This is a genomic window from Kitasatospora sp. NBC_01250 (assembly GCF_036226465.1).
In the GTDB taxonomy this organism is placed as follows: domain Bacteria; phylum Actinomycetota; class Actinomycetes; order Streptomycetales; family Streptomycetaceae; genus Kitasatospora.
The window spans coordinates 6227416-6242509 of the sequence record NZ_CP108476.1 but is presented as its reverse complement, the minus strand read 5'-3'; the positions used below and the strand labels follow the sequence as shown (position 1 = coordinate 6242509).

Below are 15094 nucleotides of genomic sequence, written 5' to 3'. Positions count from 1 at the left end.
CCGGCGCCCGAGCGGCCCTACTGCTCGCCGCGCTCGTGCTCGGCCAGGAACTCCTCGAAGCGGCGGCCCAGCTCGTCGGCCGACGGGAGCTCGGCGGCCTCCGCCAGCAGGCTCTCGCGGCCCTCGGCGCCGGCCACCGCGTCGTACTGGCCCTCCATGCCGCGGATCGCCGAGCGCAGCTCGCCGTCGCCCTGGGCCAGCTGCTCCTCGATGTCGGCGTAGACCTCACCGACCCGCTCGCGCAGCTGGTGCCCGGGCAGCACCAGGCCGGTGGCGGACTGGACGGCCTCCAGGATCAGCACGGCGGCGGCCGGGTAGGCGGAGCGGGCCACGTAGTGCGGCACGTGCACGGCGAAGCCCAGCACCTCGTGGCCGGCCTCGGCCAGCCGGTACTCGACCAGCGCCTGCGCGCTGCCGGGCACCTGGGCCTTCTCGAACCACTGCGGGTAGCCGGCGGCCAGGTCGAGGCGGTTGCCGTGCGGGGTCAGCCCGACCGGGCGGGTGTGCGGCACGCCCATCGGGATGCCGTGGAAGTCCACCGCCAGGCGCACCCCCAGCTGCTCCACCAGGCCGGCGATCGCGGCGGCGAAGGCCTCCCACTCGACGTCCGGCTCCGGGCCGGTGAGCAGCAGGAACGGGGTGCCGGTGGCGTCCTGGACCAGCTGGAGCAGGATCTGCGGCGGCTCGTAGGAGGTCCAGCTCTCGCGGTCGAAGGTCATCGCGGGCCGGCGGGCCCGGTAGTCGACCAGCCGGTCGTGGTCGAACCTGGCCACCACCTGCGGGCTGCCCTGGGCCAGCAGATGGGCCATCACCTGCTCGCCGGCCTCCCCCGCGTCCATGAAGCCCTCGAAGTGGTAGAGCAGCACCAGTCCGCCCTCGGCGGTCGAGGTCACGGCCGCGTTCGCAGCCGCCACCGCCGCCACGCCCTGCGGTTCAAGCTCGTACAGCGCCTCGGGATCACGCACCGCGCACCCAACCGTTTCTCGTCGTCGGCTCTGACCTGCCCGGAGCGCCGCCCCGCCGTACCGATCCCGGCCGGCGGTGGCACTCCGGTCTACACACCAGCGTGCCGCGCGGCACCGACATTCCCGGCCGCCGGGGCAACGCTGGAATCCTCTCATCCCCGGACCGGGCCCGATGTCCGGCGCCCGGCCGCCACCCGGGCCATCGGTGCAGGTCAGAGCGGGGAAAGTCGGCGGGCCGCTGGCCTTCGATGCCCGGCGGGGCGTAGCATCGGCACACTCGCGCAGCCGACCCGCGTGCCGCGAAGTGACGCACGGGGCCAAGCCGGGTATGGTCCTCTCGCTGCCACGCATCATCGCGTCGTCGCCACGTCGTCTGTCACGCCGTGGGCCGCGGTCCCGATCCATGCACGAGCAGCCACCCACATCGCACCTTGCCTTCACCTGGCCGCCTGCTTCCCTTCGCGCACTCCTTCCCCTCTCGGCCATCTCGCGGACGCACACTGTCCCCCCGCACCTCCCCGCCGGACCGGTTTCGTGAACCGTGCCCGCTCCGGCACCGCGCTGCCTGCCTTCGGGCCACCCCCACCCCGCCGTACGGCCGAGCTCCGGCGTACCCGGGGCGTGGTGGAACACCTCGGGGCGGGGCGAACTGTCCACTCCCGGACGCCCGTCACCCGGGCGCGAGGGTCCCTCCGACTGCCGAAGGACCGAAGGTTCCGTGCCAGCACCTGTCACCCTCACCGGCCGCACCGTTCGGCTGGAGCCCCTCTCCGAGCAGCACGCCGAAGCCCTGGCCGCGGCCGGCTCGAAGGACCGCACGACGTACGCCTTCACCGCCGTCCCGCAGGACCTGGCCGCCGCGCGCGAGTTCATCGCCACCGCGCAGGCCGACCAGGCCGCCGGCCGCTCGCTCGCCTTCGCCACCGTGCGCGCCTCGGACGGTCTGGTGGTCGGCTCCACCCGGTTCCTGGAACTCGACTACTGGCAGGGCCCGGTGGTCTGGCCGCCGCTGCCCGCCGGCCCGATCGGCGACCCGGACACCGCCGTGCCGGACGCCGCCGAGATCGGCCGCACCTGGCTGTCGCCGCTCGCCCAGGGCACCGGGATCAACACCGAGGCCAAGCTGCTGATGCTGCGCCACGCCTTCGAGGCCTGGGGCGTGCAGCGGATCTCGCTGCGGGCCGACGCCCGCAACCTGCGCTCGCGCGCGGCGATCGAGCGGCTCGGGGCCACCTCCGAGGGGGTGCGCCGGGCCCACAGCCGGGGGCTGGACGGGGTGGTGCGCAGCACCGCCTTCTACTCGATCCTGGCCGACGAGTGGCCGGCCGTGCGCGACATCATCGAGCTGCGGATCGCGGCGGCGATCGCGCCGAGCGCGCCGGAGCGGCGGATCGACCGGGGCATGGGACGCGAACTCGACCAGGAGTGCGTCAGACACGCCGGCTCGCTGATCGCGGTCTGACCGGGCCCGGCCCCGCGCGGGGCCGGAGTCAACCTGCGGCGACGGTGACCCCCTGCGGGGGATATTTCGCATACCCACGGTTCTGTTGGGCACCACCCCGCCATGACTGCCCTCGATTCCGTCCGGCTGCTCGGCGCCGACCAGCAGCACATCGTCACCCGCGCGCAGCTGATCGAACACGGGGTCCCGTCGGGGACCATCGCGCACCGGCTGCGCCCGGGCGGGCCCTGGCAGCGGGTCCTGCCGCGGGTGATCTGCCTGCAGAGCGGACGGCTGACACCGCATCAGCGGCTGCGCGCCGCGCTCAGCTACGCCGCTCCGAAGGGCGAGCGGCCGATGCCCGGCTCGGTCCTGCTCACCGGGCTCGCCGTGCTGGCCGACGCCGGGCTGGCCAGCGCCGGGCACCCCTCGGACGTCGAGGTGGTCGACGTCCTGATCCCGGCCGGGCGGCGGGTGGCCAGCCGGGACTTCGTCCGGGTGCACCGCTCCCCCGCGAGATCGAGCGCCTTGCCGGCCGGCTTCGAGCGGGACGACGGCCTGTGGAGCGTCGGGGTGGGGCGCGCGCTGGCCGACGTCGCGCCGCACCTGACCAGCACCCGGCAGTTCCGGGCGCTGTGCGCGGAGGCGGTGCAGGGCCGGCACTGCGAGCGGGCCGACCTGCTGGCCCGGCTGCTGGGCGGACCGCCGGCCACCGTGGCACTGCCCCAGGTGCGGCAGGTGGCCGACGAGCTGACCTGCGGGATCTACTCGATCGCGGAGAGCGAGGCGCGCGAGGTGCTGCGCCGCGGCGGCCTGCCCGAGCCGCTGTGGAACCCGGTGCTGCTGCTGGACGGCCGGTTCCTGGCGATCCCCGACGCGTTCTGGCCGCAGTCCTGCGTGGCGCTGGAGATCGACTCGCGGGCCTGGCACCTGCGTCCGGCCGACTACGAGCGGACCCTGACCCGGGGCAACCGCCTGCAGGCGGCCCGGCTGCCGGTGGTCCGCGCCACCCCGCACCAGCTGCGCACCGACGCGGCCACGGTGCTGCGCGAACTGCGCACCCTGCTGGCGACGGGGCCGCACGGGCCCTACCACCGGATCACCTGGACCCGGTCCCGGGTCGGGTAGCGGGCCTCAGCAGCGGGCGTCGATCCGCTGGAAGGTGGCGTAGTGGTCCGACGTCCAGTACTCCTCGCCCGCGCCGCCGGTGACGATCCGCCGGGCGCCGCGGTCCCCCGAGCCCGGGGTGACCACGGTGTACTCGTGGTAGTAGCCGCTGGGCTCCTTGGGCAGCCGCTTCTCGCGGTTGTCGAAGACCACGCCGTCGGTGCGGTACGGGTAGGGGCCGCCCTTGCCGATCAGCACCAGGGTGTCGCGCGCCTGGCCGGGCAGCCGGCTCTGGCAGACGGTGCCCGCGGCGGCCGTGCCGGCCGTGCGGGTCGCGGCAGCGGGCCCGGACGGGCCGTGGTGGCGCCCGGTCGCGTACAGGGCGGTGGCCGCCAGCGCGCCCAGCAGCACGAGGGCGAGGGCGATCAGGCGGAGGCGGCTGGAGATGCGCATCCGAACAGCGTAGAGCCGGGGCGGGTACGGACGCCGTTGTCCGTACCCGCCCCGGCTCTGTACGGCCGGCGGCTCTCCTGCGCCGAGCGCCGCCGGTCGCCCCTCCCCGTTGGAGGGGGCGCGGGTCAGCGGGAGTCGCTGCCCGCAGTCTCAAGGGCGGCGCGACCGGCCTCCAGGCGCGCCACCGGGATCCGGAACGGCGAGCAGGAGACGTAGTCCAGGCCCGCCTCGTGGAAGAAGTGCACCGAGTCCGGGTCGCCGCCGTGCTCGCCGCAGACGCCGAGCTTCAGGTCGGGACGGGTCGCCCGGCCCTCCTTCACGGCGTGCTTGACCAGCGAGCCGACACCGTCGCGGTCGATGGTCTCGAACGGGGAGACCCCGAAGATGCCCTTCTCCAGGTAGGCCGTGAAGAACGAGGCCTCCACGTCGTCCCGGGAGAAGCCCCACACCGTCTGGGTGAGGTCGTTGGTGCCGAAGGAGAAGAACTCGGCGGCCTCGGCGATCTGGCCGGCCGTCACGGCGGCGCGGGGCAGCTCGATCATCGTGCCGAGCTTGATGTCCAGGCTGACGCCGGTGGACAGCGCGACCTCGGCCAGCACCCGCTCGCACTCGTCGCGCACCAGCTCCAGCTCCTGGACGGTGCCGACCAGCGGGATCATCACCTCGGGACGCGGGTCGCCGCCGGCCAGCCGGCGCTCGGCGGCCGCCTCGGCGATCGCCCGCACCTGCATGCCGAACAGGCCGGGGATGACCAGGCCCAGGCGAACCCCGCGCAGGCCCAGCATCGGGTTCTGCTCGTGCAGCTTGTGCACGGCCTGCAGCAGGCGCAGGTCGTTCTCGTTGGGGTCCTTGCGGGCCTCGGCGAGGGCGACGCGCACCGACAGCTCGGTGATGTCGGGCAGGAACTCGTGCAGCGGCGGGTCGAGCAGGCGGACCGTCACCGGCAGCCCGTCCATCGACTGGAAGAGCTCGACGAAGTCGCTCTTCTGCAGCGGCAGCAGGGTGGAGAGCGCCTGCTCGCGGTCCTTGTCGTTGTCCGCCAGGATCAGGTGCTCGACCTCCTTGCGGCGCTCCTCGCCGAGGAACATGTGCTCGGTGCGGCACAGGCCGATGCCCTGGGCGCCGTAGCGGCGGGCCCGGTTCGCGTCCTCGGCGTTGTCGGCGTTGGCCCGCACCGCGAGGCGGCGGCGCACGTCGGCGTGCGACATCAGGCGGTGCACCGCCTGGACCAGGCCGCCCTGGACGTCGGCGCCGGCGTGCAGGGTGCCCTCGAAGTACTCGACCACGGGGGACGGCAGGACGGGTACCTCGCCCAGGTAGACCTTGCCGGTGCCGCCGTCGACCGAGACGACGTCGCCCTCCTCGATGACCAGGCCGTCGGCGGTGGTCATCTTGCGGCGCTTGGTGTCGACCTCCAGCTCCTCGGCACCGCAGACACAGGTCTTGCCCATGCCGCGGGCCACCACGGCGGCGTGCGAGGTCTTGCCGCCGCGCGAGGTGAGGATGCCCTCGGCGGCGATCATGCCGTCCAGGTCGTCCGGGTTGGTCTCGCGGCGGACCAGGATGACCTTCTCGCCGGACCGCGACCACTTGACCGCGGTGTAGGAGTCGAAGACGACCTTGCCGATCGCGGCGCCGGGCGAGGCGGCCAGGCCCCGGGCGATCTGCTTGGAGGTGGCCTCCGGGGCGAAGCGCGGGAACATCAGCTGGGCCAGCTGGCCGCCGGTCACCCGGTGCAGCGCCTCGTCCAGGTCGATCAGGCCCTGGTCGACGAGCTGGACGGCGATCCGGAAGGCGGCGGCGGCGGTGCGCTTGCCGATCCGGGTCTGCAGCATCCACAGCTTGCCGCGCTCGATGGTGAACTCGATGTCGCACAGGTCGCGGTAGTGCAGTTCGAGCTTGTGCATGATCGCCATCAGCTCGTCGTACGACTTCTTGTCCAGCTGCTCCAGCTCGGAGAGCGCCAGCGTGTTGCGGATGCCCGCCACCACGTCCTCGCCCTGGGCGTTGGAGAGGTAGTCGCCGTAGACGCCGACCGCACCGGTGGAGGGGTCGCGGGTGAAGGCGACACCGGTGCCGGAGTCCTCGCCGAGGTTGCCGAAGACCATGGAGCAGATGTTGACGGCGGTGCCCAGGTCGTTGGGGATCCGCTCCTGGCGGCGGTAGAGCCGGGCCCGGTCGCCGTTCCAGGAGTGGAAGACGGCGTGGATGGCCAGGTCCATCTGCTCACGCGGCTCCTGCGGGAACTCCCGCCCGGTCTCGCGCAGCACGATCGCCTTGAAGGTCTCGACCAGCGCCTTGAGGTCCTCGGCGTCCAGGTCCAGGTCGCTGCCGGTGCCCTTGGCGTGCTTGGCCTCCTCCAGCGCGTCCTCGAACAGCTCGCCGTCGACGCCCAGCACGGTCTTGCCGAACATCTGGACCAGACGGCGGTATGAGTCCCAGGCGAACCGCTCGTTACCGGACTGGGCGGCCAGGCCCGCGACCGAGACGTCGGACAGGCCGATGTTCAGGACCGTGTCCATCATGCCGGGCATGGAGAACTTGGCACCGGAACGGACCGAGACCAGCAGGGGGTTGTCGGCCTGGCCGAGCTTCTTGCCCATCTGCTGCTCGAGCGCTGCCAGGTGGTCGCTGACCTCACGGTTCAGCGAAGCCGGCTCGGCCCCGGTCTCCAGGAAGACCTTGCAGGCCTCGGTGGTGAGGGTGAACCCCGGAGGAACCGGGAGACCGAGGTTGGTCATCTCGGCCAGGTTCGCGCCCTTGCCGCCCAGCAGGTCCTTGAGGTCCTTGTTTCCTTCGGTGAAGGAGTAAACAAACTTCTGCGTCGCCGCCACGGGTCGGTCTCCTCGCACGGGGTTGCCCTGACGCCGGAGAACATACCCATTTCGAAGGCGGTTTCGCGCCGTCGATAGGCCGTCCGATCCCGAGGGCCAGGCTCGACCCATGAGATCAAAAGCTTGTGAAGGCGTTCACCTCTGTTGCTGAAATCGTCCGGCTGACGCTAGCGATCGTTCAAGTCTTGAACGCATTGCCACTGAAGATCGCGTGGAGCGGACGGAGGGTAGCGATGAGAGGACCGCCTCGATTCCCCGGCTTGATTTCCTGCAGCCAAGCGCGCAATCGGCCGCGATGCCCGTTCGGGAAGCGATTTGGACACCGTGGCACTTTCGACACCCCTGACGTGCCGTCAGCCGTGCCACGGTGTGGCCAGTGTCACGGACGCGGCTCGCTCATCGTACGTATCGAAACTCGTCCATTCGTTGCCCAACGCGCCGGTTTGACTGCTCTCCGTGATGAAAATCTGCCAGAAAGGAGCCCTCTTGGCCAGATTGGCCAAGAGGGCTGGGACACCGCGTCCCGCCGCCTTCGCGTGGCTACTTGGACGCTATGGATGAATCATCCGCCAGAGGTGTCCAACTCGGCCTCAACGCTCGGAATGGCGCAGTCGTACGGATCGTCCAACCAGCCGTCCGGCAGAACCACCCGTCCGTTGCCGCTGGTGCGCCCGCGCGGGCCGTCGGCACCGGCCGGCCAGCGCTGCTCCTGGTCCACCTCGGCGAGCAGCCCGGCCAGCTCGTCGAGCGAGCTGGCCGTGGCGAGCCCGACCCGCAGCTGGGAGCCGACCGAGAAGCCCTTGGTGTACCAGGCCACGTGCTTGCGGAAGTCCACCACGCCGCGCTGCTCGTCCCCCATCCAGCGGCCCAGCAGTTCGGCGTGGCGCAGCATCGCGGCGCCGACCTCGGCGAAGCTCGGGCGGACCGGGTCGGTGACGCCTTCGAAGACGGCGACCAGGTCCTTGAAGAGCCAGGGCCGGCCCAGGCAGCCGCGGCCGACCACCACGCCGTCGCAGCCGGTCTCGCGCATCATCCGCAGCGCGTCCGGGGCCGACCAGATGTCGCCGTTGCCGAGCACCGGGATGTGCGCCGGGACCGCCTCGCGCAGCCGGGCGATCGCCGACCAGTCGGCGGTGCCGCCGTAGTGCTGGGAGGCGGTGCGGCCGTGCAGCGCGATCGCCGAGACGCCCTCCTCGGCGCCGATCCGCCCGGCGTCCAGGTAGGTCAGGTGGTCGTCGTCGATGCCCTTGCGCATCTTCATGGTGACCGGCAGCCCGCCCGCGCCCGCCACCGCCTCGCGCAGCAGCTCGCGCAGCAGGTTGCGCTTGTAGGGCAGGGCCGAGCCGCCGCCCTTGCGGGTCACCTTGGGCACCGGGCAGCCGAAGTTGAGGTCGATGTGGTCGGCCAGGTCCTCCTCCGCGATCATGCGCACGGCCTTGCCGACGGTGGCCGGGTCCACGCCGTAGAGCTGGATCGAGCGCGGCTTCTCACTCGGGTCGAAGTGGATCAGCTGCATGGTCTTGGCGTTGCGCTCGACCAGGGCCCGGGTGGTGATCATCTCGCTGACGAACAGCCCCTTGCCGCCGGACTGCTCACGGCACAGGGTGCGGAACGGCGCGTTGGTGATCCCCGCCATCGGCGCCAGCACCACCGGGGGCCAGACCTGCAGCGGGCCGATCGAGAGCGGGGCGAACTCGCCGCCTGGGGCGGGCCCGGCGCCCTGGACGGGCGCGGCGGGCTCGGTCGCGGCAAGGGCGTTGGGGACTTCGGGCGTGGCGGTCATGCGCAGCGGGTCCTCGGCGGGAGCGGGCGGAGTGGACTCTCCATTGTCCCCCACCCGGAGCAGCACCCTTCGGGACCCGATCGGCCAGCCGGCTCGGCCGGCCCGGCCCGGCCCGTCAGCCGCCGGCCGTGTAGTCCAGGCTGGCGTGCCCCGAGCCGACGCTCGCCGTGATCGACCGCGCCGAGGCCGAGTCGTTCAGCGCCGGGTTCGTGTCGGCCGAGCCGCGCACGTTGACCCGGTAGGTGCTGCCCGGCGGCAGCCCCGCGGTGAGCGAGCCCGAGGTGGCGGTCACCGACAGGTCCTGCGGCGGCGCGACGAACTGCAGGTTCAGCGATCCGGAGGTGGTGTGGGCCTGCACCTGGGCGGAGGAGACCCGCTGGGCGTTGAGCGTGCCGCTGGTCAGCTGCGCGGCGAGCCGGCCCGAGACGTCGTCCAGTTGGAACGAGCCGGAGGTGGTGCGCAGGCTCAGGTCACCGCTCAGGCCGCGGATCCTGGTGTCGCCCGAGGTGCTCCGGACCGTGACGGCGGTGCTCGCCGGGGCGCCGATGTCCAGGTCCACCGAACAGGAGGGCTCGTCGATCCCCAGCACCTTCGGGCAGCGGGCCGAGATCTTCAGCGTGTTGCCCACCACGACGCGGCTGATCTGCGGCTGCCGCACCGTCCAGCGCTCGGCCTGCTGGACGGCGATCTGGTCGTCACCGCCGGCGGTGACCGTGGCGCTGGCGTTCTGCAGGTCCAGTTCCAGCGCCGTGACCGTGCTCGGGTAGCGGTCGGGGCGGATGCTGGTCTGGCGCACCAGGCTGGTCCAGGTCTGGCCGGCGCCGAAGAGGATCACCGCGGCTCCGGCCAGCGTCCCGACCACCCGCCAGGCGCGCCGCTCGGCGCCCTGAGGCCGTGGTTCCCCCTGCTGCGCCGCCGTCACGGCTAGCCCTCCCCGAGGAAGCGGAGCACCGCGAGCACCCGGCGGTGGGTCGCGTCGGCGGCCGGCAGGTCCAGCTTGGTGAAGATGCTGTTGATGTGCTTGGCCACCGCGCTGTCGCTGACCACCAGCGACCCGGCGATCGCGGCGTTGGAGTGGCCCTGGGCCATCAGCGCCAGCACGTCCCGCTCGCGCGGGGTCAGCCGCTCCAGCGGATCGCGGTGCCGGCGCACCAGCAGCTGGGCGACCACCTCGGGGTCCAGCGCGGTCCCGCCGGCCGCGACCCGCTCCAGTGCCTCCAGGAAGTCGTCCACATTGGCCACCCGCTCCTTGAGCAGATAGCCCACCCCGCTGGTGTTGGTGGCCAGCAGGTCGGCCGCGTACCGCTCCTCCACGTACTGGGAGAGCAGCAGCACGGCTACCTGCGGCCACTGCCGGCGGATCATCAGGGCGGCCCGGACACCCTCGTCGGTCATGCCGGGCGGCATCCGCACGTCGGTCACCACCACCTGCGGCTGGTGCTCCTCGACGGCGGCCAGCAGCGCCTGCGCGTCACCGACCGCGGCGGCCACCTCGTACCCCACCGCTTCCAGGACCTTGACCAGGCCCACCCGCAGCAGGACCGAGTCCTCGGCGATCACAGCTCGCACGGCAACTCCACAGTGATGATGGTGGGGCCCCCGAGGGGGCTGCTGATGGCGAGGGTGCCGTCCACCGAGGCGGCGCGCTTGCGCAGCCCGGTCAGGCCGGTCCCCCGGGAGGCGTCGGCGCCGCCGACGCCGTCGTCATGGATCACGATCCGCAGCTTCGGGCCCAGCTGGCGGACCGACAGGTCGACCCGGGAGGCGCGGGCGTGCTTGGCCACGTTGGCCAGCGCCTCGGAGACCACGAAGTAGGCGACCGCCTCGACGGTGGGCGACATCGGCGCCGCCAGGCCGACGGTCAGCCGCACCGGCAGCGGGGCCCGGGCCGCGATGCCGGAGAGCGCCGCGTCCAGGCCGCGGTCCTCCAGCACCACCGGGTGCAGGCCGCGCACCAGGTCGCGCAGCTCCACGATGGCCGCCTGCGCCTCCTCGTGCGCCTCGATGATCACCCGCATCGCCTCCGGCGGGACGTCCTTGAGGGTCTTGCGGGCCAGGCCCAGGTTCATCGCGAGCGAGACCAGCCGCTGCTGGGCGCCGTCGTGCAGGTCGCGCTCGATCCGGCGGCGCTCGGCGTCGGCCGCGTCCACCACGCCGGCCCGGCTCTCGGCCAGGTCCTCCACCCGGCGCTCCAGCTCGCGCGCCCGGCTCGGCCCCAGCAGCGCGCGGGCCGCCCGCCGGTCCACCCGGGCCGCGCGCACGGCCAGCCAGGGGCCCACGAAGAGCAGCAGCACGCCGACGGCGGTGAGCGCCAGATCGATCACGCCGTGCCCGCCGCCGCCGCGCACCAGGCTGCCGCGCGGCATCAGCCCGTGCCAGGCGAAGACGGTCGCCATGGCGAGCCCCGCGCCCAGCCCCAGCAGGCCGAGCAGCCCGAACAGGGCCACGGTCGGGCCGATCAGCACGTGGTAGCCCACCTGACGCCAGGTGGACTCCGAGCCCAGCCAGGTCAGGCAGCGCACCCCGGCCGAGGTGCCCGGCGGTGTCAGCGGCGGGCGCTCGGGTATCTCCAGGCCGCCCAGCGCCCGGAACCGGCTGCGCTGGGCGCGGGTCAGCAGCGGCAGCAGGATCAGCAGCAGGACGCAGACCGCGGTGACCAGCTCGGTAAAGGTCACCAGGATCAGCAGCGGCAGCAGGAACGGCAGCCCCGCCGCCACCAGCCGCAGGTCGCGCAGCGCCCGGGCGGACCAGTCCCCGGGTACGTGAGGTCGCTCGCCCCGCTGTCCGGGGGCCGGGTGCCGCTCGTCGTGACCGGACCAGAGCCAGGCCAGGCTGGGGTGCGCGGTGCCCCGGCGCATCCACTCGCGCAGTCGGCGCCGCCAGCTGGTCCTGATCACCCGGACAGCTTAGGGCGCGTGCCCGAGGGCCGGCAGTGCAGCTGGATGCCGCCCGGGGGTGTAGCCAGGTACACCCCCAAGACGGCAGTGCACGACAACGACGGCGGCACCCCTCGGGCGGGAGGCTGGAGCCTGTCGGCGCCCGGAGCGCGCCGCGCCGCACCGGCCGGACGCGGCACACGACGCGACGACGGACGGGGCAGGGACGTGAACGGGGTGGCTCGGATGGACACCGCGCACGAGGTCGCCGGGGACGGGCCGACCGGGGACGCTGCCCGGGACGGCTGGACCTGGCCGGTGGACGGGCCGTGGTCGATCCGGCTGGCCGACGGCGGCGCGCGCCCCGCCCTGGAGGTCTACGAGCACGGCGAGCTGATCGACGTGCTGGTCGCCAGCAGCCTCAGCGAGCACCTGCTGCGCGGGGCGCGGCACCTCGACGGCTCCGGCGTGCTGGACGAATCGGGCGGGCTGGAGGTCGCCGGACCGGGCGACGGGACGGTGGCCGGCTTCGCCTGGGGGCGGGTGGACGCCGACGGCAGCGCGCCGGAGGTCGACTTCGCCGGTGCCCGGCTGCGCCGCACCTGGCGGCCTGCCGAGGTGGTGGTGGTCGGCGGCGCGTTCTGGCTCGGCTGGGCGCCCGGGCCGCTGGTGGACGTGCGGGCCCGCCGGGCCGACGGCGGCACCGAGCGGCTGCGGGCCGGGCGGGCTCGCTGAGCGCCGCGGAAGCAGGACGGGCCCGGGGGCGGGCCTTGGGGACACACCTCGTCGAGGGAGCGGGAGGAAGCGTCATGGGAATCGGGAGCGAGTGGACGGCGGCGCGTCGCCAGGCGCGGCTGCTCGGCGCCGCGGGCCTGGTGCTGCTGCCGTGGATCGCGGTCCTGCTGCTGGCGCTGCGCGACTCGGCGGGCTGGGCCGCGCTCGACCTGGCCGAGGCCGGCTGCCTGCTCGGCACCGCCGTGCTGCTGAGCGCCGGCCACCGGCTGCACCGCCCGCTGGCCGGGTGCGCGGCGCTGCTGCTGGTGAGCGACGCGCTCTGGGACCTCGGCACGGCGAACACGGCCTCGGGGCTGCTGGTCGCGCTCGCGATGGCCGTGCTGGCCGAGCTGCCGCTGGCGGCGCTCTGCGCGGCGCTCGCGCTGCGCGGGCCGGGGCGGATGCCGCGCCGCCGGGTGGCCGGGGCAGCGGTGCTGGCCCTGGCGGCGTAGCTGTTAGCGTCGCCCTGCCGTGCGAGTCGCAGGAGGGGTGTCATGGCGATGGACCACGCGATGGACTCCGAGCCGGGCCCCGGGCTGCACTACGCGACGGACTCCGGGCTGGACGAGGAGGACGCCCAACTCGTCGCCGAGCGCGGGCGGGTGGACCGCCCGCCCACGGCGGCCGAGCTCACCGTGCCCGCCCTCAGCCGCTTCCTGGTGGAGGTCGCCGGACCGGCCACGGTCGAGGAGTACCAGGCCCGGCTGCGCGCGGTGCTCGGCAGCGCCCTGGACCACACGGTGGCCGGGCTGGACCTCGACCACCTGCCGGACTCCGCGGCCCTGGCGCTGGACCGGTCGGTCCGGCCGGTGCCACCGTGGTTCGCGGCGATCAGCACCGGCCCCGGCGCGGCGCACGCCGCACGGGAGACGGCGCCGGAGTTCGCCCGTCAGGGCGCCGGGCGGTTCGTCGCCGCCGGGCACGGGACCGGGTGGCGCCTGGCCGGGTGGCTGGAGCGGTTCGACTGGGACAACACCTTCCGCACCTGGCAGTGGTGGGACGTCACCCGGACCGGCGGGCGGACGGTGAGCATCTGGGTCGACGCCCACGGCGAGGACTTCTTCGCCTGCCAGGAGTTGCGCTGGGCCGCCTGGACCGCCGGGGCCGCCCGGGTCGACGGTCCGGCGCTGGTGGACGCCCGCGTCTGGCTGGCGGAGCGCTCCGGTCATCCGCTGAGTCCGTCCGCCGGACGCTGAGTCCGTCCGCCGGATTCGTCCGCTCATCCGCCGGGACCGGACCCTCTGCCCAAGAAGCCGGCAGCGTAATAGACTGACTGCGCCAGTGACTATTACACCGGGGGATCCGCCATGCTCGTCGACACCACTCCGATCGCCACCACCGACCGCCTGCTGCTGCGCCGGCCCGCACCCGGCGACGGGGCCGCCGTCTTCGCGGTGCACGGCGACCCGGCCACCAACCGCTACAACCCCACCGGCCCGCACCCCGACCTGGCCAGGAGCGAGGCGACGCTGCGGATCTGGCTCGACGACTGGGCGGAGCGGGGCATCGGCTACTGCACGGTGAGCCTGCGCACCGACCCCGAAACGGTGATCGGCTTCACCGGGACGCGGCTGTTCGAACTCGACGGCACGCCCACGCTCAACCTCTACTACCGCTACTCCCCCGCCGCCTGGGGCCGGGGCATCGCCGCCGAGGCCGCCCGGGCCACGCTGGAGCTGGCCGGCGAACTGCGCCCGCAGACGCCCGTGGTGGCGCTGATCGACGCCGCCAACCTGCCCTCCCGCCGCCTCGCCGAGAGCCTCGGCCTGCGCCACTCGGGCGTCGACGACCGCGAGGGACGCGGCATCTACCGCTTCCCGGGCCGGCCGGTGGCGTAACCGGCTTCAGTCCCCCGCCAGTTGCTCCAGCTTGACCCGCCCCTCCTCGTCGCTGGGGCTGTACACGACCAGCCGGGTGCCCTCGCGCGGGCCGAACCACATGTTGGTGTAGTCCATCCGCAGCACACCGACCTCGGGGTGCAGGAAGCCCTTGTTGCCGTTCCCGCGGCCCAGCACCTCGTGCCGCTGCCAGCGCTCCTCGAACTCCGGTGAGGCCTGCCGCAGTCGGGCCACCAGGGCCTTCCAGGCCGGATCGGCCACGTGGTCGGCCATCGCACCGCGCATCCGTCCCACCACCTGCTGCTGGGCCGCCTCCAGGTCGAGCCAACGCGACTGGTAGGCCGGGTTGGTGAAGATCAGCCAGACCACGTTGCGCTCTTCGGGGGGAAGTTGGCCGAAGTCGCCGAGCAGTCGCACGCACATCGCGTTGTAGGCGAGGATGTCGTAGCGGCTGTTCAGCACCCAACTGGGCAGCAGCGTCATCTGGTCGAGCATCTGCCGCACCGCCGGGGTGATCACCGGGCAGTCCTTGCTGGGCGTGGGGTTGCCGGCCCCGGCCAGGATGTAGAGGTGCTCGCGCTCGTTGGGGTCGAGCAGCAGCGCGCGGGAGACCGCCTCCAGCACCTGCCCCGACACCTGGATGTCGCGCCCCTGCTCCAACCACGTGTACCAGGTCACCCCGACCGCGGCGAGCTGCGCGACCTCCTCGCGCCGCAGGCCCGGGGTGCGGCGGCGCCCGGTGTTCGGCAGGCCGACCTGCTCGGGCGAGATCCGCTCGCGGCGGCTGCGCAGGAAGGCGGCCAGCTCCTGGCGACGCATGTCCGGCGCGTCGGACACCGGGGTGGCGGCGCCGGTGCGAGGGGGTTCCGCGGCTGGAACGCTGACTGTGGTGGGCGAGTTCGCGATGCGCATGCCCCCAGCATGCGCCCGGCGCGCGCCCGGGGCGACCCTGGTGCCTGGTAGTCGTTATAACAGGATAACGAGACTCTGGTACCAGGGTGGGAACTGCCGGATCGTAGGACC

General features: G+C 73.4%; 14 protein-coding genes. 6 read left to right on the top strand and 8 right to left on the bottom strand.

What is annotated here, in order from left to right; translation table 11 throughout:
* Positions 1-17: 17 nt before the first annotated feature.
* Positions 18-965 (bottom strand): PAC2 family protein, encoded by a 948-nt coding sequence (locus OG500_RS26355; protein ID WP_329583842.1) that lies wholly within the window; start codon positions 963-965, stop codon positions 18-20.
* A gap of 718 nt (positions 966-1683) precedes the next feature.
* Here OG500_RS26355 and OG500_RS26350 point away from each other — a divergent pair.
* Both OG500_RS26350 and OG500_RS26345 read left to right on the top strand, forming a co-directional pair.
* Positions 1684-2427 carry a GNAT family N-acetyltransferase gene (locus OG500_RS26350; RefSeq protein WP_327069340.1) on the top strand — a complete coding sequence of 248 codons (744 nt, stop codon included), beginning with the start codon at positions 1684-1686 and terminating at the stop codon, positions 2425-2427.
* A 102-nt stretch (positions 2428-2529) separates the two neighbouring features.
* On the top strand, positions 2530-3534 hold the full coding sequence (locus OG500_RS26345; RefSeq protein ID WP_327069339.1) for a hypothetical protein: 1005 nt from the start codon (positions 2530-2532) through the stop codon (positions 3532-3534).
* 6 nt (positions 3535-3540) lie between these two features.
* Here the strand turns inward: OG500_RS26345 and OG500_RS26340 are convergent, their stop codons facing one another.
* From OG500_RS26340 to OG500_RS26315, 6 genes are all read right to left on the bottom strand, one after another.
* Complete coding sequence (locus OG500_RS26340) at positions 3541-3966, bottom strand: ribonuclease domain-containing protein (RefSeq protein ID WP_329583840.1); 426 nt, start codon at positions 3964-3966, stop codon at positions 3541-3543.
* Between the two features lie 125 nt (positions 3967-4091).
* A complete protein-coding gene (gene ppdK, locus OG500_RS26335) occupies positions 4092-6911 on the bottom strand; it encodes a pyruvate, phosphate dikinase (protein WP_329583838.1) in 2820 nt (939 codons plus the stop codon).
* A gap of 451 nt (positions 6912-7362) precedes the next feature.
* Positions 7363-8436: a tRNA dihydrouridine synthase DusB gene (dusB, locus tag OG500_RS26330; protein WP_442789364.1), complete on the bottom strand. Its 1074-nt coding sequence runs from the start codon at positions 8434-8436 to the stop codon at positions 7363-7365.
* Positions 8437-8698: 262 nt separating this feature from the next.
* Positions 8699-9505: a DUF4097 family beta strand repeat-containing protein gene (locus OG500_RS26325; protein ID WP_329583835.1), complete on the bottom strand. Its 807-nt coding sequence runs from the start codon at positions 9503-9505 to the stop codon at positions 8699-8701.
* Positions 9506-9507: 2 nt separating this feature from the next.
* On the bottom strand, positions 9508-10152 hold the full coding sequence (locus tag OG500_RS26320; RefSeq protein ID WP_327069334.1) for a response regulator transcription factor: 645 nt from the start codon (positions 10150-10152) through the stop codon (positions 9508-9510).
* Positions 10140-11480, bottom strand: coding sequence for a sensor histidine kinase (locus OG500_RS26315; RefSeq protein ID WP_329583832.1), 1341 nt, complete (start codon positions 11478-11480; stop codon positions 10140-10142). The genes OG500_RS26320 and OG500_RS26315 overlap by 13 nt, the downstream gene beginning before the upstream one ends.
* Positions 11481-11705: 225 nt before the next feature.
* Here OG500_RS26315 and OG500_RS26310 point away from each other — a divergent pair, with 225 nt between their 5' ends.
* From OG500_RS26310 to OG500_RS26295, 4 genes are all read left to right on the top strand, one after another.
* Positions 11706-12194: a hypothetical protein gene (locus tag OG500_RS26310; protein ID WP_329583830.1), complete on the top strand. Its 489-nt coding sequence runs from the start codon at positions 11706-11708 to the stop codon at positions 12192-12194.
* 74 nt (positions 12195-12268) lie between these two features.
* The gene (locus OG500_RS26305; RefSeq protein WP_327069331.1) at positions 12269-12685 is read left to right on the top strand and encodes a hypothetical protein; all 417 of its coding nucleotides are present in this window, start codon (positions 12269-12271) and stop codon (positions 12683-12685) included.
* Positions 12686-12727: 42 nt separating this feature from the next.
* Entirely contained in the window at positions 12728-13429 is a 702-nt protein-coding gene (locus tag OG500_RS26300) for a hypothetical protein (RefSeq protein WP_329583828.1), read from the top strand.
* 111 nt (positions 13430-13540) lie between these two features.
* On the top strand, positions 13541-14071 hold the full coding sequence (locus OG500_RS26295; RefSeq protein ID WP_329583827.1) for a GNAT family N-acetyltransferase: 531 nt from the start codon (positions 13541-13543) through the stop codon (positions 14069-14071).
* Between the two features lie 6 nt (positions 14072-14077).
* On the opposite strand, the gene OG500_RS26290 is transcribed toward OG500_RS26295, so the two are convergent.
* A complete protein-coding gene (locus OG500_RS26290) occupies positions 14078-14983 on the bottom strand; it encodes a helix-turn-helix transcriptional regulator (RefSeq protein ID WP_442907063.1) in 906 nt (301 codons plus the stop codon).
* Positions 14984-15094: the final 111 nt, after the last annotated feature.